The organism is Billgrantia sulfidoxydans (assembly GCF_017868775.1).
Taxonomy (GTDB): domain Bacteria; phylum Pseudomonadota; class Gammaproteobacteria; order Pseudomonadales; family Halomonadaceae; genus Halomonas; species Halomonas sulfidoxydans.
Genome location: NZ_CP053381.1, coordinates 3286223 through 3312370 on the forward strand (window position 1 = coordinate 3286223; position 26148 = coordinate 3312370).

Annotated in this window: 27 protein-coding genes; 3 read left to right on the forward strand and 24 right to left on the reverse strand. The window is 66.6% G+C overall.

Annotation, left to right across the window (positions count from 1 at the left end):
* Positions 1-75: 75 nt before the first annotated feature.
* From HNO51_RS15215 to yrfG, 4 genes are all read right to left on the reverse strand, one after another.
* Entirely contained in the window at positions 76-1632 is a 1557-nt protein-coding gene (locus tag HNO51_RS15215; RefSeq protein WP_209537782.1) for a phosphoenolpyruvate carboxykinase, read from the reverse strand.
* A 315-nt stretch (positions 1633-1947) separates the two neighbouring features.
* Positions 1948-2823, reverse strand: a complete 876-nt coding sequence (gene hslO / locus HNO51_RS15220; RefSeq protein ID WP_209537783.1) for an Hsp33 family molecular chaperone HslO — start codon at positions 2821-2823, stop codon at positions 1948-1950.
* Between the two features lie 4 nt (positions 2824-2827).
* Entirely contained in the window at positions 2828-3217 is a 390-nt protein-coding gene (gene hslR, locus HNO51_RS15225; protein ID WP_209537784.1) for a ribosome-associated heat shock protein Hsp15, read from the reverse strand.
* Positions 3210-3938 (reverse strand): GMP/IMP nucleotidase, encoded by a 729-nt coding sequence (gene yrfG, locus HNO51_RS15230; protein WP_209537785.1) that lies wholly within the window; start codon positions 3936-3938, stop codon positions 3210-3212. The genes hslR and yrfG overlap by 8 nt, the downstream gene beginning before the upstream one ends.
* A gap of 102 nt (positions 3939-4040) precedes the next feature.
* On the opposite strand from yrfG, the gene nudE reads away from it, so the two are divergent.
* Complete coding sequence (nudE, locus tag HNO51_RS15235) at positions 4041-4628, forward strand: ADP compounds hydrolase NudE (RefSeq protein WP_209537786.1); 588 nt, start codon at positions 4041-4043, stop codon at positions 4626-4628.
* Between the two features lie 29 nt (positions 4629-4657).
* Here nudE and HNO51_RS15240 read toward each other — a convergent pair whose 3' ends face one another.
* The 5 genes from HNO51_RS15240 to HNO51_RS15260 all read right to left on the reverse strand — a co-directional run bounded on the left by HNO51_RS15240 (position 4658) and on the right by HNO51_RS15260 (position 11195).
* Positions 4658-5755 (reverse strand): oxidoreductase, encoded by a 1098-nt coding sequence (locus tag HNO51_RS15240; RefSeq protein ID WP_209537787.1) that lies wholly within the window; start codon positions 5753-5755, stop codon positions 4658-4660.
* Between the two features lie 69 nt (positions 5756-5824).
* Complete coding sequence (gene ilvD / locus HNO51_RS15245; RefSeq protein ID WP_197448099.1) at positions 5825-7669, reverse strand: dihydroxy-acid dehydratase; 1845 nt, start codon at positions 7667-7669, stop codon at positions 5825-5827.
* 118 nt (positions 7670-7787) lie between these two features.
* Positions 7788-8333: a hypothetical protein gene (locus tag HNO51_RS15250; protein ID WP_209537788.1), complete on the reverse strand. Its 546-nt coding sequence runs from the start codon at positions 8331-8333 to the stop codon at positions 7788-7790.
* Between the two features lie 23 nt (positions 8334-8356).
* A complete protein-coding gene (locus HNO51_RS15255; RefSeq protein WP_242597131.1) occupies positions 8357-10165 on the reverse strand; it encodes a TRAP transporter permease in 1809 nt (602 codons plus the stop codon).
* A gap of 52 nt (positions 10166-10217) precedes the next feature.
* The gene (locus tag HNO51_RS15260; RefSeq protein ID WP_209537789.1) at positions 10218-11195 is read right to left on the reverse strand and encodes a TAXI family TRAP transporter solute-binding subunit; all 978 of its coding nucleotides are present in this window, start codon (positions 11193-11195) and stop codon (positions 10218-10220) included.
* Positions 11196-11332: 137 nt separating this feature from the next.
* Here HNO51_RS15260 and HNO51_RS15265 point away from each other — a divergent pair, with 137 nt between their 5' ends.
* Positions 11333-12061: an SDR family NAD(P)-dependent oxidoreductase gene (locus HNO51_RS15265; protein WP_209537790.1), complete on the forward strand. Its 729-nt coding sequence runs from the start codon at positions 11333-11335 to the stop codon at positions 12059-12061.
* Positions 12062-12130: 69 nt separating this feature from the next.
* Here HNO51_RS15265 and lon read toward each other — a convergent pair whose 3' ends face one another.
* The 10 genes from lon to HNO51_RS15315 all read right to left on the reverse strand — a co-directional run bounded on the left by lon (position 12131) and on the right by HNO51_RS15315 (position 22158).
* Positions 12131-14566 (reverse strand): endopeptidase La, encoded by a 2436-nt coding sequence (lon, locus tag HNO51_RS15270; protein WP_209537791.1) that lies wholly within the window; start codon positions 14564-14566, stop codon positions 12131-12133.
* A gap of 121 nt (positions 14567-14687) precedes the next feature.
* Complete coding sequence (locus HNO51_RS15275) at positions 14688-15926, reverse strand: DUF945 family protein (RefSeq protein WP_197448104.1); 1239 nt, start codon at positions 15924-15926, stop codon at positions 14688-14690.
* Between the two features lie 54 nt (positions 15927-15980).
* On the reverse strand, positions 15981-16454 hold the full coding sequence (locus HNO51_RS15280) for a phosphatidylglycerophosphatase A family protein (protein ID WP_197448105.1): 474 nt from the start codon (positions 16452-16454) through the stop codon (positions 15981-15983).
* Entirely contained in the window at positions 16451-17404 is a 954-nt protein-coding gene (thiL, locus tag HNO51_RS15285) for a thiamine-phosphate kinase (protein ID WP_197448106.1), read from the reverse strand. The genes HNO51_RS15280 and thiL overlap by 4 nt, the downstream gene beginning before the upstream one ends.
* 11 nt (positions 17405-17415) lie before the next feature.
* On the reverse strand, positions 17416-17922 hold the full coding sequence (nusB, locus tag HNO51_RS15290; RefSeq protein ID WP_197448107.1) for a transcription antitermination factor NusB: 507 nt from the start codon (positions 17920-17922) through the stop codon (positions 17416-17418).
* Positions 17919-18416: a 6,7-dimethyl-8-ribityllumazine synthase gene (gene ribH, locus HNO51_RS15295; RefSeq protein WP_197448108.1), complete on the reverse strand. Its 498-nt coding sequence runs from the start codon at positions 18414-18416 to the stop codon at positions 17919-17921. The genes nusB and ribH overlap by 4 nt, the downstream gene beginning before the upstream one ends.
* 107 nt (positions 18417-18523) lie before the next feature.
* Positions 18524-19678 (reverse strand): bifunctional 3,4-dihydroxy-2-butanone-4-phosphate synthase/GTP cyclohydrolase II, encoded by a 1155-nt coding sequence (ribBA, locus tag HNO51_RS15300; protein ID WP_197448109.1) that lies wholly within the window; start codon positions 19676-19678, stop codon positions 18524-18526.
* A gap of 237 nt (positions 19679-19915) precedes the next feature.
* Positions 19916-21052: a bifunctional diaminohydroxyphosphoribosylaminopyrimidine deaminase/5-amino-6-(5-phosphoribosylamino)uracil reductase RibD gene (gene ribD / locus HNO51_RS15305; protein ID WP_209537792.1), complete on the reverse strand. Its 1137-nt coding sequence runs from the start codon at positions 21050-21052 to the stop codon at positions 19916-19918.
* A gap of 14 nt (positions 21053-21066) precedes the next feature.
* Positions 21067-21549 (reverse strand): transcriptional regulator NrdR, encoded by a 483-nt coding sequence (nrdR, locus tag HNO51_RS15310; RefSeq protein WP_197448111.1) that lies wholly within the window; start codon positions 21547-21549, stop codon positions 21067-21069.
* Positions 21550-21684: 135 nt separating this feature from the next.
* A complete protein-coding gene (locus HNO51_RS15315; RefSeq protein ID WP_197448112.1) occupies positions 21685-22158 on the reverse strand; it encodes a copper chaperone PCu(A)C in 474 nt (157 codons plus the stop codon).
* Between the two features lie 171 nt (positions 22159-22329).
* On the opposite strand from HNO51_RS15315, the gene dsbG reads away from it, so the two are divergent.
* On the forward strand, positions 22330-23085 hold the full coding sequence (dsbG, locus tag HNO51_RS15320) for a thiol:disulfide interchange protein DsbG (RefSeq protein ID WP_197448113.1): 756 nt from the start codon (positions 22330-22332) through the stop codon (positions 23083-23085).
* A 60-nt stretch (positions 23086-23145) separates the two neighbouring features.
* Here dsbG and HNO51_RS15325 read toward each other — a convergent pair whose 3' ends face one another.
* The 5 genes from HNO51_RS15325 to HNO51_RS15340 form a co-directional block, all read right to left on the reverse strand.
* On the reverse strand, positions 23146-24162 hold the full coding sequence (locus tag HNO51_RS15325; protein WP_209537793.1) for a c-type cytochrome: 1017 nt from the start codon (positions 24160-24162) through the stop codon (positions 23146-23148).
* An 11-nt stretch (positions 24163-24173) separates the two neighbouring features.
* On the reverse strand, positions 24174-24821 hold the full coding sequence (locus HNO51_RS15330) for a c-type cytochrome (protein WP_209537794.1): 648 nt from the start codon (positions 24819-24821) through the stop codon (positions 24174-24176).
* Positions 24822-24860: 39 nt separating this feature from the next.
* Entirely contained in the window at positions 24861-25136 is a 276-nt protein-coding gene (locus HNO51_RS21225) for an ATP-binding protein (protein WP_338035270.1), read from the reverse strand.
* A 123-nt stretch (positions 25137-25259) separates the two neighbouring features.
* Complete coding sequence (locus tag HNO51_RS15335) at positions 25260-25673, reverse strand: DUF6691 family protein (protein WP_197448116.1); 414 nt, start codon at positions 25671-25673, stop codon at positions 25260-25262.
* The gene (locus HNO51_RS15340; RefSeq protein WP_197448117.1) at positions 25670-26131 is read right to left on the reverse strand and encodes a YeeE/YedE family protein; all 462 of its coding nucleotides are present in this window, start codon (positions 26129-26131) and stop codon (positions 25670-25672) included. The genes HNO51_RS15335 and HNO51_RS15340 overlap by 4 nt, the downstream gene beginning before the upstream one ends.
* Between the last annotated feature and the right edge of the window lie 17 nt (positions 26132-26148).

The following is a 26148-nucleotide window of genomic DNA, read 5'->3' on the forward strand; positions in this document are numbered from 1 at the left end:
AGGCCCATAACGCGAACGGGGAAGAGGCTTGCACCCCTTCCCCGTTCAGACCGCCGCGGCAACCGCGGGTTCACCTCAGGTCAGGCTGGGTCCGGCCTTGACGATGGCCTCGCTGACACCTTCGAACTTCTTGAAGTTGTCGACGAACTTGGCCGCCAGGTCGCTGCGCTTGCGGTCGTAGGCCGCCTTGTCTTCCCAGGTCTCGCGCGGATCGAGCAGGCTCGAGTCGACGCCGGGCACCGATACCGGCACGTCCAGGTTGAGCCCCTCGATGCGCTTGGTCTCGATCTCGCGCAGTACGCCGGACTGGATGGCGCTGATGATGGCGCGCGTGGTGGGGATGGAGAAACGCGAGCCGCCCTCGCCGTAGGAACCGCCGGTCCAGCCGGTGTTGACCAGGTAGACCTGGGCGTCCTTGGCCTCGACGCGCTTGATCAGCAGGTCGGCGTAGACGCGAGCCGGGCGCGGGAAGAACGGCGCGCCGAAGCAGGTGGAGAAGGTCGCCGAGAGGCCTTCGGAGGAGCCCATCTCGGTGGAGCCCACCTTGGCGGTGTAGCCGGAGAGGAAGTGATAGGCCGCCGCTTCCTTGGACAGCACCGACACCGGCGGCAGCACGCCCGACATGTCGCAGGTCAGGAAGATGATGGCGTTGGGCTCGCCGGCACGGTTCTCCGGCACGCGCTTGTCGACGTGCTCCAGCGGGTAGGCGGCGCGGGAGTTCTGGGTCAGGCTGTCGTCGGTGTAGTCGGGCTCGCGGCGGTCGTCGAGCACCACGTTCTCGAGCACGGTGCCGAACTTGATGGCGTTCCAGATCACCGGCTCGTTCTTCTCTGAGAGGTCGATGCACTTGGCGTAGCAGCCGCCCTCGACGTTGAACACGGTGCCGGGGCCCCAGCCGTGCTCGTCGTCGCCGATCAGGTAGCGTGCCGGATCGGCGGAGAGCGTGGTCTTGCCGGTACCGGAGAGGCCGAAGAACAGCGCGGTCTCGCCGTCCTCGCCGACGTTGGCACTGCAGTGCATGGGCAGCACGTCGGAGGCCGGCAGCAGGAAGTTCTGCACCGAGAACATCGCCTTCTTCATCTCACCGGCGTAGCGCATGCCGGCGATCAGCACCTTCTTCTGAGCGAAGTTGAGGATCACGCAACCATCGGAGTTGGTGCCGTCGCGATCCGGCTCGCACTCGAAGAAGGGCGCGTTGAGGATGGTCCACTCCTGCTTGGCCGAAGGATTGTAGCCCTCGGGGCGCACGAACATGGTGCGACCGAACAGGTTGTGCCAGGCCGTCTCGGTGGTGACCCGCACCGGCAGGTAGTGGGTCGGGTCGCTGCCCACGTGGAGTTCGGAAACGAAGCGCTCGCCGCTGTTCAGGTAGTCCTCGACACGCGCCCAGAGGGCGTCGAACTTGCCGGCATCGAAGGGACGGTTGACGCTGCCCCAGTCGATCTCGTCGGTAGTGGAGGGCTCGTCGACGATGAAGCGATCCGTGGGCGAGCGGCCGGTGCGCAGACCGGTGTTCACCACCAGGGCGCCGTTGGCGGCCAGGTGGCCTTCTCCGCGTGCCACGGCACGCTCGATGAGCTCGGCGCTGCTGAGATTGACGTGTGCTTGAGGAGCGGCTTGGGATGTGGTCATGTCGTTTCCTGGGCCTTGCGGCCGGTTCTCTCTCGTGTGCCAGGCGTCCGTACGCCGTTGCATTGCGTTTCCGATCGTCCGTGTGCGGATGCGTGCCGTCTTGTATTGCGGCGATCGGCCCTTAGGCGGGCGCCATTATGGCAAAAAGGGAGCCGTCAGGAAACGTTAACTTTGACCGAAGTTCATGTAGTTTTACTACTACATCGAGACATATCGCCGCAGATTGATGCCGACCAATCTTTTGCGTTGCAGCATTGCCCCGCCGAACGGGCGAGACGCTCTAAGCGTCTCGCTCGCTGCAGTGAGCCGTTGCTCTCAATGCAGGGTGGGAGACGTCCCCCCCTGGGTGCGTAGCAACGTCTCGACTTCGGTCTCCGTGAAGCGATAGCGGGTATGACAGAAATGGCACTGGGTCTCGATCTCGCCCTGCTCGGCCAGCACGTCGCGCAGTTCGTTGGCGCCCAGCGTCAGCAGGGCGTTACCGATGCGCTCGCGCGAGCAGGTACAGCCGAAGCGCAGCGGCTTGGGCTCGAAGACCCGTACCGTCTCCTCGTGGTAGAGCCGGTGCAGCAGCTCGCGCTGGTCGAGGCCCAGCAGCTCCTCGGTGCGCAGCGTGCGGGCCAGTTGCACGGTGCGCTCCCAGGCATCCTCGTCCTGGTTCTGCGATTCATCCGGCAGGCGCTGCAGCAGCAAGCCGCCGGCGCGCTCATCGTCGGCGCGCAACCACAGCTGGGTGGGCAACTGCTCGGACTGCGAGAAGTAGGCCTCGAGACAGCCGGCCAGGCTGTCATGGTCGAGCGCCACGATGCCCTGGTAGCGGTTGCCCTCGCGCGGATCGAGGGTGATCACGATATGGCCGTCGCCGACGAGATCGCGGAAACTCGCCTCGCCTTCGGGCAACGTGGCATCTTCCGCCAGGCGGGCAATGGCACGCAGTTCGCCGCCGGGGTTGGATTCGGCCATCAGCAGCGACAGCGCCCCCTGGCCGCGAACCTCGATGCTGAGGATGCCGTCGAGCTTGACCGTGTCGGTGAGCAGCGCCACGGCGGCCAGCAGCTCCCCCAGCAAACGGTTCACCGCCGACGGGTAGCCGTGACGGTCGAGCACGTCGCCGTAGGCGCGTTCGAGGGTGACGATCTCGCCACGTACGTTGGTGCGTTCGAACAGGAAACGCTGGATCTGGTCGGTCATCTCTTCACTCTTTGTCCTGCTGGCGCTGGAAACGCTGAATCTCGCGGCGCTGCTTCTTGTCGGGCCGCTTGAGCGGGTGCTGCATGGCCTGGTTGGTCAGGCGTCGGCCTTCGGCTTCCTGGGCACGGCGTTCGGCGCTTTCGGCCGTCTCGCGGTAGAGTTCGCGGGCCTCGGGGGCGCCGCGACGCTGGTCGGAAAGGGCCACGACCTCCACCTCCCACACGTCCCAGCCTTGGGGGATCCGAATCAGGGCGCCCACTTCGACATTCTTGCTGGTCTTGGCGCGCCCGCCGTTGTAGTGCACCTTGCCGCCTTCGATGGCTTTCTTGGCCAGCGCGCGGGTCTTGAAGAAACGCGCCGCCCACAGCCACTTGTCGAGTCGTACGCTATCCAATCTCGCCTCCCTCCTCGCCGTGCAGTCCTTTGTCGCCACGTATATTGTCACCACGTACTTCGGAGGGTAGCGCTTCGGGCAGGATCGTGGCGAAGCGGTCGAGGGCGATGAACTCCTTGAGTTCCTTTTCCGGCTGCGTGCTGTCGGGCTGCTTGATGCCAAGCAGATAGCGGATACCGAATTCCCGGGCGCTTTCCAACACTTCAGGATTGTCATCGATGAACAGGGTGCGCGCCGGATCGAAGGGCTCGACCTCCTGCAGCGCGAACCAGAACGCCTGGGCCTCCTTGGGTACGCCGAGGTCGGCCGAGGAGACGATGGCATCCAGATAACGCTCGAGCCCGGTGAGCGGCAGCTTGAGTTCGAGGCTTTCGCGGTCGGCATTGGTCGCCAGCACCACCCTGGGGTGAGCCTTGTGCAACCACTTGAGGAAGTCCAGCGCATCGCCGCGCAGGCCGATCAGATGCTGGATCTCGCGCTTGAGCGCCACGATGTCCACGCCCAGCTCGCGGCTCCAGTAGGCCAGGCTGTACCAGTTCAGCGTGCCCCGCTCGCGCAGGATGCGTGCGCGGATCTGCTCCTGCGTGGCCTCGTCGAGACGATGCAGCTCGACGTAGCGCCGCGGCAGGTGCTCCAGCCAGAAGTGGCTGTCGAAGTGCAGGTCGAGCAGTGTGCCGTCCATGTCCAACAGAACGGTATCGATGGCGCGCCAGTCGATCATGACGACTCCCGGTGGCGTCTGTGCGATGGAAGGCGTGGTATTGTACTCAATGGATATCGCCAGCGCATTCCCGGCAGCCCGCCCGCACGAAACGGAGCCTTCATGTCCGAGAAACGACCCTTGCAGAGACCCCAGGTACTGTCACGTCAGTCCGTGGCCAGAAGCCGCCTGTTCCATATCGAGTCGCTGGAACTGCGCTTCGCCAACGGCGCCGAACGCACCTTCGAGCGCCTGACCGGTAGCGACCAGGGCGCGGTGATGATCATCGCCATGCCCGACCCCGACCACGTGCTGCTGATCCGCGAGTACGCCGCGGGCTTCGAGGACTACGTGCTCACCCTGCCCAAGGGACTGGTGGATCCGGGCGAGGACATCGTCACCGCGGCCAACCGCGAGCTGATGGAGGAGTGCGGCTTCGGCGCCCGACGCATCGAGCCGCTGGTGGAGCTGTCGCTGGCCCCCAACTACATGCGCCACCGCATGCAGGTACTGCTCGCCACCGACCTCTACCCCAAACGCCTGCCCGGCGACGAACCGGAGCCGCTGGTGGTCGAGAAGCACGCCCTCGAGGAACTGCCCGCCCTGCTGATGCGCGACGACTTCCACGAGGCGCGGGCCATCGCGGCGCTGTTCATCGCCCGCGACACCCTGCGCGAGCGCCGCGGCGACGAGGCACCGCTGAGCTGGTGAGCCGCCGACGACGTGCCGCGGTGGTGGCATCAAGCGCCGCGGCGATGCAGCAGCTTGCGCAGGGTGCCATTGTTCTCCTTGAGGCGGATCCAGCGATCCTGGCGATAGCTGTCCAGCCCCGCTTCCAGCAGCGTCATCACCTCGATGGCTTCCTCCACCGTCACGGGCGGTGGCGTGCCTTCCGCCAGGGACTCGACGATACCGGTATAGTACGCCAGGTAATCGCCCGGCAGCCCCGCATGCTCGCGAGAGGTCAGCGCAACGGTTTCGCCCTCCCCCTCGTCGACCGACAGCTTCCCGGGTCGCGGATCGATGCCCCAGTCACGCGTCGGCGCGCGCCCCTCGCGCAGCCAGTTCTCCTGGGGGTCGCGGCCATACTTGACGAAGCTGCCCCGGGTGCCGTGCAGGGCCTGCTGCGGCGTCGGCTCGGCCACCAGCGAGCTGGCGCGCAGGGTGACGCGCAGATCCTCGTAGTCCAGCAGCGCATGGAAGTCGTCATCCACCTGGGCATCGTCGCGCGCGGCCATCAGGTCGAGCAGGATCGCCCGCGGCATGCCGAACAGCGTGCGGGCCTGATCGAGCAGGTGCGACCCCAGGTCGTACCAGATACCGCTACCCGGCTTCTGCTGCTCCCGCCAGCGATCGGCCACCTTCGGGCGGAAGCGGTCGAAGCGTAGCTCGAGCGCCACCGGGCGGCCCACGGCCCCCGCCTCGATCAGCGCCTGCAAGGTGCGAAAATCGCTGTCCCAGCGTCGATTGTGAAAGACGCTGACCCGGCACTCGGCCTTGTCGGCTTCGGCCTTGAGCAGCCGCGCCTCCGACAGCGATACGGTGAATGGCTTGTCGATCACCAGATGCTTGCCGGCAGCCATCGCCGCCTTGGCCAGCGGGAAGTGGGTCTCGTTGGGGCTGGCGATGACCACCAGGTCGATGTCCGAGCGGGCGAACAGCGCCGCCGCCTTGGGCAGCACCTCGACCTCGGGCAGCGCTTCATGCACACGTTCGGGCGAGCTGCTGACCACGGCCAGCAATTCCAACCCAGGCGTGGCCTGGATCAACGGGGCGTGGAAGATACGGCCGGCGATGCCGAAGCCGATCAAGCCGACGCCGAAGGTCTGCTTGCGCATGTCGTCGTTCCTTACTGCTGCATGAAAAAGCCCGCAACGGCGAACCGGGCCAGCCCGGTTCGCCGCATTTCAGTCGAGCTTGGAGAGGTCGCGCACCGCCCCCTTGTCGGCAGAGGTGGCCAGCAGCGCATAGGCCTTGAGCGCCGCCGATACCTTGCGCACGCGCTGAATGCTCGGTTTCCAGGCATCGGCGCCGCGCGCCTCCTCGGCTTCGCGCCGCGCCGCCAGCTCGGCGTCGGAGAGCTTGACGTCGATCGTGCGGTTGGGAATGTCGATACGGATCACGTCGCCGCTGCGCACCAGGCCGATGGCGCCGCCCGCCGCCGCCTCGGGCGAGACGTGGCCGATGGAGAGGCCGGAGGTCCCGCCTGAGAAGCGCCCGTCGGTGAGCAACGCACAAGCCTTGCCCAGCCCCTTGGACTTGAGATAGGAGGTCGGGTAGAGCATCTCCTGCATGCCGGGTCCGCCCTTCGGCCCCTCATAGCGGATGACGACGACCTCGCCCTCCTTCACCTGGCCGGCCAGGATGTGCTCCACCGCCTGGTCCTGGGACTCGACCACATGGGCCGGCCCTTCGAACACCAGGATCGAGTCGTCGACGCCGGCGGTCTTCACCACGCAGCCGTCCACGGCGATGTTGCCGCGCAGCACCGCGAGCCCGCCCTCCTTCGAGAAGGCGTGCTCGAGATCGCGGATGCAGCCGGTGGCGCGGTCGCCGTCGAGACTCGGCCAACGAGCGCTCTGGGAGAACGCCACCTGGGTCGGCACGCCGCCGGGGCCGGCCTTGTAGAACTCCACCACCTCGGGACTCGGGTTGCGCATGATGTCCCACTCGTCCAGGGCGTCCTTGAGGGTGTCGCCGTAGACCGTGGGCACGCGGGTATCGAGCACGCCGGCCCGGTCGAGCTCGCCGAGGATCGCCATGATGCCGCCGGCGCGGTGGACGTCCTCGATGTGATACTTCTGGGTGTTGGGCGCCACCTTGCACAGCTGCGGCACTTCCCGCGAGAGGCGGTCGATGTCGGCCATGGTGAAGTCGAGCTCGGCCTCCTGGGCGGCGGCCAGCAGGTGCAGGATGGTGTTGGTGGAACCGCCCATGGCGATGTCCAGCGTCATGGCGTTCTTGAACGCGGCCTGCGAACCGATGGCGCGCGGCAGCAGGTGGGCCTCATTGCCCTCGTAGTAGCGCTTGGCCAGCTCGACGATGCGATGCCCGGCGGTCTCGAACAGCCGGCGACGATCGGCATGGGTGGCCACCACGGTACCGTTGCCCGGCAGCGCCAGGCCCAGCGCCTCGGTCAGGCAGTTCATCGAGTTGGCGGTGAACATGCCCGAGCAGCTGCCGCAGGTGGGGCAGGCGCTACGCTCGACCTCGGCCAGGGTGGCGTCGTCCACCGAGTCGTCGGCAGCCATGACCATGGCGTCGACCAGGTCGAGCCCATGGTCGAGCAGCTTGGTCTTGCCGGCCTCCATGGGGCCGCCGGAGACGAAGATCACCGGGATGTTGAGGCGCATGGCGGCCATCAGCATGCCCGGGGTGATCTTGTCGCAGTTGGAGATGCACACCAGGGCGTCGGCGCAGTGGGCGTTGACCATGTACTCGACGCTGTCGGCGATGATGTCACGGCTCGGCAGCGAGTAGAGCATGCCGTCATGGCCCATGGCGATGCCGTCGTCCACGGCGATGGTGTTGAACTCCTTGGCCACCCCGCCGGCCTTCTCGATCTCCCTCGCCACCAGTTGGCCCATGTCCTTGAGGTGCACGTGACCGGGCACGAACTGGGTGAAGGAGTTGGCCACGGCGATGATCGGCTTGTGGAAGTCCTCGTCCTTCATGCCGGTGGCGCGCCAGAGGGCGCGGGCGCCGGCCATGTTGCGGCCGGCCGTGGTGGTGCGGGAGCGATATTCGGGCATGGTGTCCTCTTGAGGCGCAGTTCGCGCTATGCGGTTCTCTCGCCGTCTCTGCCACCCACGGCGGCGACGGTCTCGGTCTGAAAATCAGTTCGATTCTGTCATGCACGAGCCGGGGCGGCTAGACCAATAGCGGGCTGTCGTTTGGTAACGGCTCGGTGCCATACAGCACCCAGACGTCCAGCGCCGGGCCCAGGTCCTCGACCAGGCGCAGCGTGTCCGGGTGTGCCTCCAGGGTCTGACGGGCGCAGATGCCCGCTTCGAAGCGGCCTTCCAGCAGCCCCTCGGCCACCGCCACCGTGGTGGGCACATCGATCTCCTCCTCGAAGCCCGAGAGGTCGGTGTAGTAGCGCGTGGCCGGCTGGCGCGCCACCCGACGCGGCGCGGCGATCTGGCGTCGCGCCAGCAGTGCCAGCGGATGGCTACCGGCGACGAAGGCATCCACTGGAAAGGCGCGGTGCATGTAGCGCCCCACGCAGTCGGCGTGGCTGAAGTGCGCCGTGCACTGCAGGACCCGATCCACCTCGCCCGCCACCAGCGCCGCGAACGCCGCCGGGAAGTCCTCGAACAGCCTCACCTGCGCAGCGGCAAGCCCGCGGGTGTCGAGATAGCGGCGCAGCACCAGCACATGGTTGCTTCCTTCGGGGCCCAGCGTGGCAATGATCATCCCGTTTCTCCCAAGGGCTCATCTCAAAAGGCGAAGATCACCAGCGCGCCGGCCACCACGAGTACCACCCGCAGCCACGCTGCGCGCCGTGCGATCACCCCGTAGGAGATGGCGGCGAGGCCCAGCGCGATCTTGAGCGCATCGAAAACGGCCCAGAGCGGATCGAAGGCCAGGCGGATCACATCGGGATTGGCGACCATGGCCAGCGGAATGATGTAGAGCCCGATACCCAATGCCATGGCTTTCATCGCCACCTTGAGCCAGTTCTCCCCGACCATGCCGGCGGCGATGAACACCCCGCCGCATACCGGCGGCGTGATGGTCGAGAGCAGCGCGAACCAGAACACGAACAGGTGCGCCAATAAGGGCTCGAGCCCCAGCGCGGTGAGCGCCGGCCCCGCCACCGAGACGCAGATCACGTAGGCGGCCGTGGTCGGCACCTCCATGCCCAGCACCAGGCAGGCGAGCGCGGTGAGCAGCAGCGCCGGCCACAGCATCTCGTTCGACAGCGAGAGGATGCCGGAGGTGATCTTGACCCCGAGCCCCGTCAGCGAGAGCACGCCGATCACCAGCGAGGCACAGATGATGATGGCGCCGATCACCGCTACCTGGCGGCCGGCGGTGACCACCGCCTCGGCCATGCGCGAGGCGAAACCGCGCAGGGAGAAGGTGAGGTTCACGTCGAAGAACAGCAGCAGCATGCCGGCGAAGATGGCAATGCTGGCGGCGTACTGAGGGGTGTAGCCGCCGAGAAAGATGCGTTCGAGCAGCAGTACGAAGGGCACGGCGAAGAACAGCGAGGTGATCGCCACCTCCCTGCCGCCGGGCCGATCTCCCGCCGCCATGGGGCGCAGGTCGTGGCGGGTGGCGTAGGCGTTGATGCCCATCCACACGGTGGCGAAGTAGAGGATCGCCGGCAGCAGCGCCGCGGCCATGATCTGGGTGTAGGGCGTGCCGGTGAGTTCGACCATGACGAACGCCCCCGCCCCCATCAGCGGCGGCATGATCTGCCCGCCGGAGGAAGCCACCGCCTCGACGCCCCCGGCCAGGGCGCGCGGATAGCCCAGGCGCACCATGGAGGGAATAGTGATGGCCCCGGTGGAGGCCACGTTGGCCGAGGCCGAGCCGGAGATCGAGCCCATGAGCGCCGAGGAGATTACCGCCACCTTGGCTGCGCCACCGGTCAGGCGGCCGGCGACGGCGCTGGCCATGTTCATGAAGCCGCGACCCGCTTCGCCGGCGTTGAGCACCGCGCCGAAAATGACGAAAACCGCTACCACGCCGACGCTGACCCCCGTCAACTTGCCCCACAGGCCTCCCTCGGCGATGGTCAGGGTGCCGACGAAACTCTGTATCGGCAGCCCTGGGTGGCCGAACTGGCCGGGCACCATGTCGCCCAACAGGCCATAGAGAAGTGCCGCCAGCGTCACCAGCGGCAGCGGCCAGCCGATCGCCCGACGGGCCGTTTCCAGCGCCAGTACGATCAAGAATGCCCCGACGAGCATCTGGAAATGGGTATCGATGAAACCGTACTGGCTCGCCAACGCCTCCTCGTTGAAGGCGATGTAACCGCAGGCGGCAATACCCAGCAGGGTCAGCAGCCAACCGCTGCCGCGTTCATAAGGGGTTCGCGCCGCATGAATCAGGATCCAGGGCAGTGCCAGCGCCATGTGGATCGGCCGGCTGACCAAGGCAGGGGCCAGACCGTAAAAAATCAAACCGAGATGGAAGATGACAGTGACCGCGCCCAGGAACACCCAGGCGGGATGCGTGCGCGGCAAACCGTCGCCGACGACCGAGCCGGCCGCCGGGGAAGATAACGTCAGTGGCATAAGGAAGCCTTGAAAAAGGCCAGCGGCGAAGCTCGCCGGCTGGCCGGCAGGGTTAACGCAAGTCGTCAGGAATCTCGATGTCGGCTTCATCGTAATAGCGCACGGCCCCCGGGTGCAGGGTGCCGGCAATGTTGCCGATCATGTCAGGGGTGATACCACCCCACCAGGGCGACTCCTCGGCCATGGCATCGCGGCGCTCCCAGAACGTCTTGGTCAGGGTATAAGCGGTTTCTTCGTCCATGTTGGTCGTGGTATAGGCGATCACCGGCAGCGAGGTGGTCTCGACCGCTTCATCGATGCCGTTATAGGTGCCAGCCGGGATGGTCTGACGCGCCGCGCCGGTCTGTTCGATCTGCTCGTCGGTCAGGCTGACCAGGCTGACCGGCATGCTGGCGGCGGTCTCGATCACGTTGGGGGTGGGGAAAGAGCTTGCCGTGACGAAGGCATCGATCTGTCCATTCTTCAACGCATCCGGGCCGCTGCCGATCTCGGCATCCGCCACTTCCACCTTGTCCTGCAGGTCGAAAAGTTCGAGATAGCGTTCGGCCTCGCGAGCGCCGAAGGTGCCGCGACCGATGAGGATTTCCTTGCCCTCGAGATCCTCGAGGCCGATCACGCCCGCGTCGCCCGCCACCACGAAGTGCATGGTGATGGAGGGAATCGGGAACAGGCCGCGAATCTCCTCGAAGCGCGGGCTCTGCCGTTCGGCGAAGGGGCCTTCGCCAGCCATGGCCTGTTCGACCAGCCCCGGCGGCGTGGTGAAGACATAGTTGCCCTGGCGCGCCATCACCTCCATGACGTTCTGCACCGAGCCCTGGCTCTCTTCCAGGGTCAGCACGACCTCACCGTCGGTGCCCTGGCGAATGGCCTCGGAAAGTTCGACGCCCATCTGATAATAGGCGGTACCCGCCGAGGCGGACTTGTAGGTCACACGGGTCTCGGCCTGGGCGGACAGTGCGGTGGCGCCCACCAACACGGCGGTGGCCGATGCCAGCAGGGTGCGGGTGAAGGCGTGCTTGGGATGCGGCATGTGATTCTTCCTCGAGTGTCCAGCAGTCGTTGACGATGCACTTGTTGTAGTGTTTCAGGATGACGCATTTATTAGGAAACATCCTGCAAAAGACTATAATGCCGATTTTTTGGCGCAAGGGAAATTTAGGATTAGCCATGCGTACCACGGCCGTAATCGGCGGCGCCGGAGGAATCGGCAGCGCCATCGTCGAACAGCTGCTCGCGGCGGGCGATTTCGTTCATGTCCTGGACCTCGAGGAGCGACGCGCGACGGCGGCGCCCCTGGTCGACGCCTGGCCGCAGCGATGCGCCTTCGTCGGCTGTGACCTGGGCCGCCCCGAGGATATCTCCGCCGCCTTCGCCGGGATCGAGGCGCGGGGCGCCGGGCTCGACGTGTTCGTCAGCGCCGCCGGCGTGATCCAGCGCGGGCCTTTCGTCGAGGTGCCGGCCGACGCGCTCGACGCCATGCTGACGGTCAACGTCCGCGGCGCCTACCAGGCACTGCAGGCCGCCGCCCGATTGATGATGGCCGGTGGCGGCGGGCGTATCGTCATCGTCGCCTCGGCCCATGGCCTGCGTACCACCAGCGAGCGTTCGGCCTATGCCATGTGCAAGGGCGCCATGCTGGCGCTCACTCGCGCCCTGGCGGTGGAACTGGGCCCCCACGGCATCCTGGTCAACGCCGTAGCCCCGGGGCCGGTCAGCGTGGGCATGCAGGATGCCGAGTCCGAATCGCGGCGGCGCTGGCAGGCAGCGACGCCGCTCGGCCGGGTGGCCGAAGCCGGCGAGGTGGCCCGGGCCGTGGCCTTCCTCGCCTGCGCCGAGAACACCTTCGTCAGCGGAGAGACGCTGGTGGTGGATGGCGGCGCCAACGTCTCGATGTAGGGAAACGCTGCACAATTTGCACAGCGCTTCCATGGCACTTCCATAGCGCCGTTCTCGACGTCACTGGGGTCAAATACCAAACGCCACCTTGGCCACGTCGCGGTAACGCTTGGCGAAGTGCACCGTCATACCTTCCTTGAGGAAGTCAGGCAATTCTTCGTAGTCGCGGCGGTTGGCCTCGGGCAGGATCACCTCGAAGATCCTGCTGCGCCGGGCGGCGATGATCTTCTCGCGAATCCCGCCCACCGGCAGGACCTGGCCGGTCAGGGTCAGCTCGCCGGTCATCGCCAGCGGCCGGTCGATGCCTTGGTGGCGCGCCAGGGACAGCAGCGCCGTGGCCATGGTCACCCCCGCCGAGGGACCGTCCTTGGGCGTGGCGCCTTCGGGCACGTGCAGGTGCACGAAGGCGGAGTCGAAGAAGTCGGTATCGACCCCGTACTCGGCGAGGTGACCCAGGGTGTAGCTGTAGGCGATGTTGGCCGACTCCTGCATCACCTCGCCGAGCTTGCCGGTGAGCTTGAAGCCGCGGGTCAGCGAGTGCACCTTGCCGGCCTCGATCGGCAGCGTGGCGCCGCCCATGGAGGTCCAGGCCAGGCCGGTGACCACGCCTTCGCCCTTGAGCACCTGTTCCTGGCGGAACAGCGGCGCCCCGAGGTACTCCTCGAGGTTCTTGACCGAGATGCGTACCGAGGCCTGCTCGCCTTCGAGCAGCTTGACCGCGGCCTTGCGCACGATGCTGTGCAGCTGCTTCTCGAGCTGTCGCACGCCCGCCTCACGGGCGTAACCCTCGATCACCTGGCGCAGCGCCGCGTCGGTGAGGTTGATGCGCTTCTTCGGGATCCTGTCGCGCTCGAGCAGCTTGGGCCACAGGTGGTGCTTGGCGATGGCCACCTTCTCCTCGGCGATGTAGCCCGACAGACGGATCTGCTCCATGCGGTCGAGCAGCGGACCGGGGATGGTGTCGAGCACGTTGGCGGTGCATACGAACAGCACCTTGGAGAGATCCAGGCGCACGTCGAGGTAGTGATCGAGGAAGTCGACGTTCTGCTCGGGGTCGAGCACCTCGAGCAGGGCCGAGGCCGGGTCGCCCTGGAACGACTTGCCCAGCTTGTCGATCTCGTCGAGCATGATCACCGGGTTTTCGACCTCGACCTCCTTGAGCGCCTGGACCAGCTTGCCCGGCATGGCGCCGATGTAGGTGCGGCGGTGCCCCTTGATCTCGGCCTCGTCGCGCATGCCACCCACCGAGAAGCGGTAGAACTCCCGCCCCAGCGCTTCGGCGATGGAACGCCCGACCGACGTCTTGCCCACCCCGGGCGGGCCGACCAGCAGCAGGATCGAGCCGCCCACATCGCCCTTGAAGGTGCCCTCGGCGAGAAATTCGATGATGCGCTCCTTGACGTCCTTGAGGCCGTCATGGTCGCGGTCGAGCACCGCCCGGGCGTGCGCCAGGTCGAGCTGGTCCTGGCTGCGCACGCCCCACGGCATCGACGTGAGCCAGTCCAGGTAATTGCGCGTGGTGCCGTACTCCGGCGAGCCGGTCTCCAGCACCGAGAGCTTGTCGAGCTCCTCCTCGATGCGGGTCAGCACCTTGGGGGGCACCGTCAGCTCCTCCAGTCGGTCGCGGAAGGTATCGACGTCGTTCTCGCGGTCATCCTTGGAGATGCCCAGCTCGCGCTGGATCACCTTGAGCTGCTCGCGCAGGAAGAACTCGCGCTGACGCTCCTGCATCTGGGCATTGACCTGCTCGCTGATCTCGGTCTGCAGCTGGGCAACGTCGATCTCCTTGCGCAGCAGCGGCAGCACCTTCTCCATGCGCGCCTGCACCGGCAGCGTCTCGAGCACGGCCTGCAGCTCGCGCCCCTTGGCCGAGGTGATGGCGGCGGCGAAGTCGGTCAGCGGCCCCGGCTCGTGGGGGCTGAAGCGGTTGAGGTAGTGCTTGAGCTCTTCGCCGTAGAGCGGGTTGATCGGCAACAGCTCCTTGATGCCATTGATGATCGCCATGGCGTAGGCGCGGGTCTCGTCCTCGTCGGCCTTGACCGGCTCGCGCGGATAGCTGACCTCGACCAGGAAAGGGGGCTCCTTCGACAGCCAGCGCTGGATGCGGAAGCGGCGCAGGCCCTGGGCGATGAACTGCAGCTGCCCCTCCTCGCCGTGCATCTTGTGCACCTTGACCGCGGTGCCGATCTCGGGGAAATGCTCATGACCGAGCTCGTCCACCGCCCGGTCGCCGACGAAGGCCACCCCCAACGTCTGGTGGGGAGTATTGCCGACCCGGCGCATGGTCTCCTCCCAGCGCTCGCGGTTGATCACCAGCGGCTGGACCTGGGCGGGAAAGAAGGGGCGGTTGTGGATCGGCAGCAGGTAGATGCGCTCGGGCAGGTAGTCACTGGCCGGAATCACGGCGTTGGCGACTTCGTCCACCTCGCCATCGGAACCCAGCGCCTCGTCGGAGCCCGCCCGCGCCTGCCGCCAGTTGTGTTCGTCCTGATCATGCTCGCTCATGAAGACCTCGTCCTGAAGCTAGGAAAGCCGGTACACACTGAGCTGAGCAATGCGGGCGACGGCGGCCAACTTCAAGTCGGGCGTATCATTTGCCTGCGAAAGAAAAGGACGCCGCGCCTCTTCAGCGCCACAGGGGCGGCAGCGGGCGGCCGTTGACGCGCACCTGGCCCCGCCCGACGTCGACCTCGAGCGTGCGGGTATCCAGTGGCAAGCCGAGCCAGAGGGCAACCACGGTAGGCAGCTCGTACCAGGTGAAGTCGCCGTCGAGGCGCCGCCGCCAGCGCTCCTTGGCTTCGGGTTGGTCGAGGTCGGTCAGGCTCAGTGCCTCCAGCCGGCGGCCGTCGAAGAACAGCGCGCCATCGACGCGCGCCGCCAGCCCCAGCATCGGGCTGTCCAGCTCGAGGCGCTTGAGGTCGAGACGCGGCGAGTCCTGCAGGATCGCCAGCAGGTAGGGTTCGAGCTCGGCCAGCAGCGCCTCGCGGTCGCCAGCGTGGCGACCGCTGGCGGCCAGCTCACGCAGCCGCGACATGGTGCTGCGGATCGCATCGGCATTGAGCCGCGACAGCTCGGCTTCTACCTGCCCGGTCAACAGGACCTGCTCGGCGGTGTGGATCTCGCCCAGGTCGAGGTCGAGCTGCATGCGCAGCTCCTGGTCGTCCAGCGAGACCCGATTTGCCAGGCGCACGGCGGTGGCATCGAGCTTGAGCTGGGGCTGGTGCCAGGAGAGCGATTCGACCAGCAGGCGGTCCTCCTGGGTGAAGGCGTGCGCTCCCTCGGTATAGGCATACTGGCTGTTGAGCGTGGCGGGACCGATTTCCAGCCGCACGGCACCGTCGCTGAGCGTCCACGCCTCCAGCTGGGCGCGCAGCCGCCAGTCGCCCTGTTCGCCGCTGAAGCGCAGGCGCCCCCCTTCGAAGGTCAGCTCGCGCTGCTGCTGGGTGATACGCAGAGGGGACAGCTGAATCCCGCCCTCGAGGGCACCGTTCAGGGTGTGGTAGCTGGCCTCCCACTGGGGCGGAGAAGAGGCCAGCGAATCGCCGAACAGATTGTCACCGTCGGGGCCATGGCGGAGCATCGCCTCGCCGTCGAGCTGCGTGCTGAGCACGCCATGGCGGGCATGATAGGTCAGCTCCAGCTGCCACGTCTGGCCGAACAGCGGCGCCAGGAGAATGCGCCCGGTCGAGGACCACCAGCCCTGCTCCACGTCCACGCGCTTGATGTCGATCTCCCCGCGCGCCTCCAGGTCGGTGAGCGTACGGGCCATTTCCCGCTCGAACAGCCAGCTCGAGACCGCCTGCCCCGCCAGCCAGGCCAGCACCACCACGACCAGCAGCGGGACGATGAGCCGTTCCTTGCGCATAGCGTTCGCCTCCCTGTCGGTTTCCTTGCGCCAGCCCGTTCAACAATAGGTAACTTAGTGCAACCAGAGCCACAGGTGCATCGTGCTCCAGGCGTAGATGGCAGCCAGGACGTCATCGATCATGATGCCGAACCCGCCCGCCACGCGCCGATCGGCCCAGCGAATCGGCCATGGCTTGAACACGTCGAAGATGCGGAACAGCACGAAGCCCCACAGCGCCGCTTCCCAGGAGAACGGGACGGCGGCCATGGCGATCCAGTAGCCGACGAACTCGTCCCATACGATGCCGGAGTGATCGTGGACCCCGAGGTCGCGCGAGGTCTTGTCGCATAGCCACACGCCGGCCAGGAAGGAGACCGTCACCAGCGAGAGATACCAGGTCAGCGGCAGCTCCGAGAGCAGCCAGTAGAAGGGGATCGCCGCCAGGGTACCGAAGGTGCCCGGCGCCCAGGGCACGCCGCCGCTGCCCAGGCCGAAGGCGAAGAAGTGGACGGGGCGCCGCCAGACGCTCGGCGGGCAGCGGTTCATGACCCGCCCCCGCGGAAGTGCTGCCAGCCATGGCTACCCTCGAGGGCGACGCCCGAGATACCGGCCTCGCCACGAACCGTACCGATCGCGGTCAGCGCCAGCCCCTGCGCCGCCAGGCGACGCCTGGCCTCCTCCAGGGCGCTGCGGGGCAGGCTGACCAGAAGTTCGTAGTCGTCGCCGCCGCACAGCGCGGCGCGACTGGCCGCCGCCTCGCCCAGCGCCTCGACCAGGCCATCCGCCAGCGGCAGCGCCTCGGGCTCGAGCCCGGCGCCCACGCCCGACGCCGCGAGGAGGTGTTCGAGATCGGCCAGCAGGCCGTCGGAGATGTCGATGGCGGCACGGGCCAGGCCGCGCAGCGCCTGGCCGGCTGCGAGCCGCGGGGTCGGCTTGAGGTAGCGGGCCAGCAGCGGGTGGCCGAGGTCACGCTCGCCGCGCTGCCACAGCGCCAACCCACCGGCCCCACCGCCGAGCGCACCGGTCACGGCCAGCACGTCGCCGGCTCGGGCTCCGCCGCGGGACAGCGCTTCCCCGTTCGGCACTTCGCCCATCACCGTGACCCCGACGGCGAGTTCGCCGCGGGTCACGTCGCCCCCCACCAGCGCGACATGGCTGGCCTGGCAGAGCGAATGAAAACCGCGGGCGAACTCCGCCAGCCACGCCTCGTCGTCATTCTCGAGCGCCAGCGCCATGAGGCACCAGCGCGGCTCGGCCCCCATCGCGGCGAGATCGCTCAGGCTCACCGCCAGGGCACGGTAGCCGATTGCCTCGGCCGGTGCGTCGGCGGGAAAGTGCACGCCGGCCACCGAAGTATCGACGCTGACCGCCAGCTGCCTTCCCGGCCGCGGGGCGAGCAGCGCACAGTCGTCACCCACGCCCAGCGGCACGCCGGCCTCCGGGCCGGGTGCAGCGGGCGTGAAATGGCGGGCGATCAGTTCGAATTCGCTGGCCACCGGTGGCACCTTCAGCCGCGACGCGCCCTGACCTCGGCGCTACGCAACCGGGCGGCCAGCTTGTCGAGAATGCCGTTGACGTACTTGTGCCCGTCGGTGGCGCCGAAGGACTTGGCGAGCTCGACGCCTTCGTTGATCACGACCCGGTAGGGGACGTCCAGCCGGCGGCTGAGCTCGTAGGCGCCCAGGCGCAGGATGGCCAGTTCGATGGGGTCGAGGTCTTCCAGGCGGCGGTCGAGCAGAGGCGCGATGGCGGCATCCAGGTCGTCACGGAAACGTACCACGTTGTGCAGCAGCTCGTGGAACAGGGCCAGGTCGGCGATCTGCATCACCTTGGCCCAGTTCTCGTGATCCTCCAGGTCGTCATCGGGCAGCTGGCTGCGGAACTCGGCCTCCACGGCGGTCGCCGACTTGCCGGTCATGTGCCACTGGTAGAGGCCTTGTACCGCCAGTTCGCGGGCCGCGCGCCGTGCCTGCTGGCCTGCCGACGGGGTGCGCTGCGGACGCGATTCACTCATGAAGCTTCTCCGCTCTGGTTGTCACCGAAACCACGCAGCAACGACACCATCTCCATGGCGGCCATGGCGGCCTCGGCGCCCTTGTTGCCGGCCTTGGTGCCGGAGCGCTCGATGGCCTGCTCGATCGAGTTGACCGTCAGCACGCCGTTGGCGATGGGCGTCTCGAACTCGAGCTGGAGGTTGCCCAGCGCCGCGTTGCAGCCACCGGCCACGTACTCGAAGTGCGGCGTGCCGCCACGGATCACCGCGCCGAGGGCGATCACCGCGTCGGGACGCGCCACCTGCAGGGCGCGCTTCACTGCCAACGGCAGCTCCCAGGCCCCCGGCACGTGAACGATATCGATGTTCTCGGCCTCCACGCCGTGGCGCACCAGGCTATCCACGGCGCCTTCGACCAGGCTATCGACCACGTGATGGTTGAAACGCCCCACCACGATCACGTAACGACCGTCGACGTCGACGAAGTTGCCTTCCAGTTGAGACAGGGTATGCATCGCTGATTCCTGAAAATGATCCTGCTGAAAAACGATAGGTTCCGGCTGAAGTCGCGCGGGCCGGCAACTGGTGCCGGCCCCCCCTTGTACATGGAAAGAGCGTCGGCTCAGCCTTCGGCGACCGCCCCCTCATCCCCCGGTGCGATCAGCTCGACCACCTCGAGGTCGAAACCGGACAGCGCCGAGAACTTCCATGGCGAGCTGAGCAGTCGCATGCGCCCCACGCCGAGGTGTCGCAGTATCTGCGAACCGGTGCCGATGGTCAGGTAGTTGCCGGCACCGTCGGAGTCGCTGGTGCGAGGCAGGCGGCGGCGCTCCAGGAATACCTCCAACTGATCGCGAAAGTCCTGGTGCGGGCGGCCATCGTCGAGCAGCACGAACACGCCGTGCTCGACCCGGGCGATCTCTTCCAGCGCGCTGTGGGTCGTCCAGTTGCGGCTCTCGCTCTTCTGCAGCCCCAGCAGGTCGCGCATGGTGTCGGCCAGATGCACCCGTACCGTGGTCAGAACATCGGGGCTCGGCTCCCCCTTCACCAGCGCCACATGGTGGGCATTCTGGATCCGATCGTGGAAGATGTGCAGGGTCAGCTTGCCGACGGCCGTATCGACCAGCGTGGACTCCACCGGCTCGACCGTCTGCTCGTTGTGGATGCGGTAGTGGATCAGGTCGGCGATGGTGCCCATCTTGATGCCGTGCTCGGCGGCGAAGCGCTCGAGCTCCGGGCGCCGCGCCATGCTGCCGTCGTCGTTCATGATCTCGCAGATCACGCCGCTGGGATCGAAGCCGGCCAGGGCGGCCAGGTCACAGGCCGCCTCGGTATGCCCGGCACGGCGCAGCACGCCGCCCGGCTCCGCCATCAGCGGGAAGATGTGGCCGGGCTGAACGATGTCCTCGGCACGGGCATTGCGCGCCGCGGCCACCTGCACCGTACGTGCGCGGTCGGCGGCCGAGATCCCGGTGGTCACGCCTTCGGCGGCCTCGATGGAGAGGGTGAACTTGGTGCCGAAGCCGGAACCGTTGTCGCTGACCATCAGCGGCAGCTTGAGGCGCTCGCAGCGCTCGCGGGTCATCGGCATGCAGATCAGGCCGCGCGCATGGCGCGCCATGAAGTTGATATGCTCGGCCTCGACCTTCTCCGCGGCCATGATGATATCGCCTTCGTTCTCGCGATCCTCATCATCCATGAGGATCACCATCTTGCCCTGCCGAATGTCCTCGATCAGGTCTTCGATGGGAGCCAGGCCCCCGGGGGAAGATTGCACGCTGGAATCTCCGAATGTCGATCGACTTCCTGGGCGATAGGGCAGCGCAACAGCACGTTGCCGACCATATCGCACCACTTGAATGGGCGTCAGAGTACATTGGCGCGGCTTCGGGCGCCAGTAGCGAGTACATTGGCGCGGCTTCGGGCGCCAGTAGCGAGTACATTGGCGCGGCTTCGGGCGCCAGTAGCGAGTACATTGGCGCGGCTTCGGGCGCCAGTAGCGAGTACCCTCCCCTCAGTCCTGCCGGTGCTCCGGTCGCGCCGTGATCCGCCAGTCGCGTCCCACGGCGCGGATGTCGAGGATCTCCAGCGGCCGCTGCTGGGCCATGCGTGTCAGGCCCGGCAGGGCGAACAGCGGCCGCGCCTCGCCGCCGAGCAGCGTCGGTGCCACGAACAGCTGCATCTCGTCGACCAGGCCGGCATCGAGCATCGCCCCGGCCAGCGTGGCGCCGGTCTCCAGCAGCAGCTCATTGACCAGCTCCTGTTCGGCCAGGTAGTGCATCAGCACGGCGAGGTCGACGCGGCCATCCTTGCCGGCGCGCAACACCACCACCTCAGCGCCGGCCGCCTCCAGACGGGCGCGGCGCTGCGGCTCGTGCCCGGGCACGGTCGCCACCAGCGTGCGCCCCGGCTCGCGCAGGCAGGCCGCCGCCTGCGGCAGGCGCAGTTGCGTATCGACCACCACCCGCAGCGGCTGGCGTGCGGCGATGGCATCGGCGTCGTCGAGGCCCAGCTGCGAAGCCCGTACCGTCAGGCGAGAGTTGTCGAAGATGATCGAATCGACGCCGGTCATGATCGCACTGGCGGCGACTCTCAACCGCTGTACCTCGCCCCGTGCCTGGGGGCCGGTGATCCACTGCGATTCACCCGACTGCATGGCGGTGCGGCCGTCCAGGCTCATGGCCATCTTCAAGCGCACGAACGGTCGCCGGCGAGTCATGCGCGAGACGAAGCCGACGTTCAGCTTGCGCGCCTCCTCCTCGAGGAGCCCCACCTCGACTTCGATCCCTGCCTCACGCAGCATGGCGATACCGCGCCCGGCCACTTCGGGGTTGGGGTCCTGCATGGCGACGACGACCCGTTCGACGCCGGCCTCGATCAGCGCCACCGCGCAGGGTCCGGTACGCCCATGGTGCGAACAGGGTTCCAGCGTGACGTAGGCGGTGGCACGGTGGGCCGCCTCACCGGCCATGCGCAGCGCATGGACTTCGGCATGTGGCTCGCCGGCGCGCAGGTGCCAGCCCTCGCCGACCAGGCGCCGGTGACTGACCAGCACGCAGCCGACGCGCGGGTTGGGGTGCGTGGTATAGAGGCCGCGGCGGGCGAGCTGAAGCGCACGTGCCATCCAGGCGGCATCGGTCGGCTTGGCCATCTCTCTCCTCGGCGTTAGTCGTCGGCGGTGCCGGGCGGAAAGCCGGGTTCCTGGGCGAGACGGTCGATCTCGGCGCGGAATTCATCGATGTCCTGAAAACGCCGGTAGACCGAGGCGAAGCGAATGTAGGCCACCTGGTCCAGGCGCTTGAGAGCCTGCATGACGACATCGCCGATGTCGCGCGCCTGGATCTCGCGCTCGCCGCTGGCCCGCAGGCGGTGGCGAATCTGCTCGACGGCGGCCTCGATGGCCTCGGCGCTGACCGGACGCTTCTCCAGCGCACGCAGCATGCCGGCGCGCAGCTTGTGTTCGTCGAAGGTTTCCCGGGAACCGTCGGATTTCACTACCCTGGGCATCACCAGCTCGGCGGTCTCGTAGGTGGTGAAACGCTCGCCGCAATCGGTGCATTGGCGACGACGGCGCACCTGATCGCCCTCGGCCACCAGGCGGGAGTCGGTCACACGGGTGTCATGGGCGCCACAGAAGGGGCAATGCATGGTATCGGTCCGAACGTGGAGCGGGGCGACCGCGAGGCCGCGCAGGGTCACAAGGGTGAACTCGTTGGGCGATAGTGTACCCGTTCACCCGCTGGCCGCCCAGCATCGCCGGCCCCGGACCTCGACGGGGCAGCCTCAGTGCGCATGCCCCTGCGTGTGGCCGGCCTGCGCGGCGTCCGCGACGATACGTCGGACCGGGGCCTCGATCCGCTGGGTTTCGCCCGTCTCGAAGCGGAGCTCGATCTCGACGGGCTCGCCCTCCGCCAGCGGCGCGACCAGTCCGATCAACATCATGTGCAGCCCGCCAGGCGCCAGCTCCGTACTGCCACCGGCCGGCACCACGATCTGCGGCACCCGACGCATCTGCATCACCCCGTCCACGTCCCGATGGTCGTGCAGCTCCGCCGCCTCCGCCACCGGCGTTTCCGCGGCTACCAGCACCACGTCATGCTGCCCCGGGTTGCGCAGCGTCATGAAGGCGGCGGAGGTCTGCGAGCCGGGCGGCACGGCGCGTACCTGCGCATCCTCCACCACCAGCGGGTCGGCCAGCGCCGTCAGCGATACCAGCGACAGACCGGCGGCGACCAGCAGAGCACGAGGCAGCATCATAACGGGACTCCTTTGTTGTATCGTTGGCATGCGCCAGGAAAATGCAGCGCACAGCATACTATGACGCCCACGGTCAGTGCCCGGATGCGTCAACCCGACACGCCAGGCGGTCTCGCTGCGCGGTGAACGGTCCCTGCTCCGCCGACAGGAGCTTCTTTCAAGGAAATCGACATGGTGTTTCGCTTCACACTGCTTACGACGGCCCTCGCCACCCTTGCCGCCGCCCCCGATAGCAGGGCCGACGACTGGCCGCCTCCCGTTCGCGCGCTGATTGCCGAGGGCCTCGAGATCCATGGCGATTTCCCCGCTCCCGGTGGCCTGACGGGCTATGCCGCCAGCCACCAAGGCCGCGAGATGACCGTGTTCGTGACCGCCGATGGCGAACACGCCATCGTCGGAACCCTGGTCGATGCCGAAGGCAACGACCTCTCCGAGGCGCCGCTGGACGAACTGGTGCGCGCTCCCCAGGAGAACGAACTCTGGCGCCGGCTCGAAGAGAGCCACTGGATCGCCGACGGCAGCGTAGACGCCCCACGCACCCTCTATACCTTTACCGACCCGAACTGCCCTTACTGTCATCGTTTCTGGGAAGCTGCGCGGCCCTGGGTGGAGGCCGGCGAGGTGCAGCTGCGCCATATCATGGTGGGCATATTGGAACCCGACAGCCCGGCGAAAGCGGCTGCCCTGCTGGGTGCCGACGAGCCGTCAGCGGCGCTGCACCGCCACAGCAGCGGAAACGACGTGGCGCCGTCGGCCCAGCCCCGAAACATCGAGGACCAGGTCTACCGCAACAATCAGCTGTTCGAGGAACTAGGTTTCTACGCTACGCCGAGCACTCTTTTCCTGCTCGATGGACGTCTGGAGCGGGTGGATGGCATGCCCGACGAGGCGCGCCTGGTGGAGATGATGGGCGGCGAAGCACCTTGAATCGTCCCTTAGGGGATTGCCCGCCGGCTAGAGCCGGGCGGGGCAATCCTCTTGCCGTCATCAATCCTTGAGGTTCTCGAAGCGCGGCATCCCGACATTCCAGGGTCTAACCTCTCCTTTCTCTCCCGTGTTGGAGTGATCTCCCAGCAACACCCCGTCGTGTTCACGCTCGGTTCCATAAAGCGTGTTCTTGTGGAATGTGGCTTCGAAGCGCTCACGAGTTTCCCGGACGTCGCCGGTATAGCGTGGGTCCTGTGGCCGCTCCTGGCTGGTGAGGTAAAGGGCGACATCCCAGGCTTCTTGATCGGTCAGGCTCATAGGCTGGCCGAGCGGCATGTTGTGCTTGACGAATCCGGCCATGGTGAAGGTCCGCGCAATGCCCGCCCCCCAATTATTGGAGCCGTCACCCCACGGAGCCGGAAAGACATACTCGCCATTCTCGTAGAGACCGGAGCCGTCCTCGCTGTGGCAGATCGCACACTGCTCCTGGTAAATCTGCTCGCCGCGCGCATAGTCAGGGGCCTGTTCAGGCTCGTCGAGACGCGGGAAACCCCTCCCATATATCGGCTGCTGCGGATACATGGGCACGCCAGTAGCCAGCCACTGGTGGTAGGCTGAAAGCGCCACCATGTCATCGCTGCCATAAATGGGTGGAGAACCGTTCATTGAATAGGCGAAGCAGCCGGCGATGCGCTCCTCCAGGTTGTTGACGTGCTGGTTCTTGCCGCGGAAATCGGGCAGCGTGACGGCAGCCGGCCATACCGGCCCGCTAAATGGCTGGCGCCCCTCGCCCAAGTGGCAGCTCGAGCAGTTCATGTCATTGAAAACGTTCACGCCGCGCAATTGCTGGGTATTGGTGAACAGGTCATGCCCGCGCCGAATCACTTTCTTCAGCTCGGGATGCAGGTCTGCCTCCTCGAGGTCCTCCATGGTCGGTGGTACGTGCACCAGCTCGCCCTCCTTGGGAGCGGGATAACCCATTTCAACGAGGGTTTCGTATTCCGCCCAGACACCGGCGTTCACGCCCCCCGCCAGAACCACGCCGGTCAGAGCCAGGCCAATCGATCTTCTGTTCATGCTCTGCCCCCTCATTTTGTTGCCAAGTGCTGACGCGAGAGCCATGCCGCCACGGCTCGGATATCTGCATCGCTCATTCGCTTGGCGATGGAGCCCATCAGGTTCTGCGGATCGTTGTCACGTTCACCGGTTTGCCAGGTGCGTAGCTGAGTCTCGATGTAGCCGGCGTGCTGGCTGGCAATTCCAGGAAACGTGCTTCCTGCCCCCTGATTACCAGGACCGTGGCAGCTCTTGCACGACACGATATAAGCATTCCAATCGCCCCGCTGCGCCAGTTGCTCACCTCGCGCGAGCAGCGCCTCGTCGGCGTCTCCACCTCCCCCTGCCTCGGTGACGGGCAATTGGCTGTAATAGGCAGCCACATCAGCGACCTGCTGGTCGTCGAGCATGTTGGCGAAGGGTTGCATGGTGGCATTCTGCCGTCGGCCCGCCTTGAAATCCTGCAGCTGTTTGGCGATGTAAGCGGCATCTAGCCCCGCCAGGCGCGGCCAGGACTCTCCCCCGTCCATATGCTTTCCGCTGCCATCCGCCTGATGGCAGGCCACGCAAGCGGCGGCGGCAGTTTCACCGCGTTGCGGATTTCCCTCTTGGGCCAGGGCCGGCCCGGCCATCAGGCCAAGCATCAGGCCGAGGCTGACTACGCTATTCACGATCGTCATCTCGCATTACTCTCGTCGTTGTTATGGATCCCTTGTGGGTCATTGGTCCGGGGTTACCGAACCCCCCTGGTGCCGCACGAATGGCGGCGTCAATCGAGCTTCGAAACTACCCTCAGTGAGGCAACGGAAGCTCACGCTGCCACCAAAGCGCGCTGCGACGGCCGCCACGATAGACAAGCCAAGGCCACTGCCCTGTTGCATACCGTTTCGCCAGAAGCGATGCGTGACCTGCGTCAGTAACCCGGAATCGACGTCTGACACCTGATTACTTACTCGGAACAACAGGTCGTCATTCTCGACGAGCAACACATGCATAATGAAACCCAAGCGTTGTGCGAAATCCCGCCGCGCAAGAATTAACGCTGCGTTAAGCGACGGGAACGCTTGGCCAAGGGTGAGCGTCCTCACTCAGGCAAAAAGGGCAGCATCAACCAGTCCTCAGCCACGAGCGGGAAACGCGCGTGCCAGGAACCAGCCCGCCACCATCGCCACCAGCATGGCGAACAGCGGGGCGGTAAGCCCGGCGATGGAAGCAATGGCCGGCCCGGGGCAGTAGCCGGAGAGCCCCCAACCGATGCCAAACAGGGCGGCACCGCCGATCAGCCGGCCATCCAGATCCTGACGGGTCGGCAGTTGGAAGGTCTCGCCCAGCATTGGCCGCTCACGACGGAATACGACACGGTAGCCAATGAAGGTCGTCACCACGGCGCCGCCGAGGACGAACATCAAGGTCGGGTCCCAGGCGCCGAAAAGGTCGAGAAAGCCCAGCACGCGCGCGGGGTCGGTCATGCCGGCAAGTGCCAGACCTAGGCCGAACAGCAGCCCAGCGATGTAACCCATGACCGTCTTCATGCCCCACCTCCAATGACGTGCCGCACCACATAGACAGTCACGATGGCGCATGCCAGGAAGGTCGCAGTGGCCACCATCGAGCGGGGCGACAGCCGCGCCAAGCCACAGACACCGTGGCCGCTAGTGCAGCCGCTACCCAGGCCGGTGCCGACTCCAACCAGAAGGCCGGCCACGAGCATGAGCCCCACGCCACCAGCCGGCTGTCCAACTACCTCACCGGGTTCTCCGGCCACGTTACCCAGCCCCCCTCCTGTCAGCATGAGCAATAAAGGACCGCTGATCAGGCCCAGCACGAAGGCCACTCGCCAGGCGCTGTCTCCCTTGGGCAAGGTGGTCACCAGGCTACCGACGATGCCGCTGATACCGGCAATGCGTCCCAACGTGGCCATCAACCAGACAGCTGACAGCCCAATGAGTACGCCACCGACCAGTCCTTGCAAACTTGCGCTCCAATCCACGTCACTCCTCCCGTTTC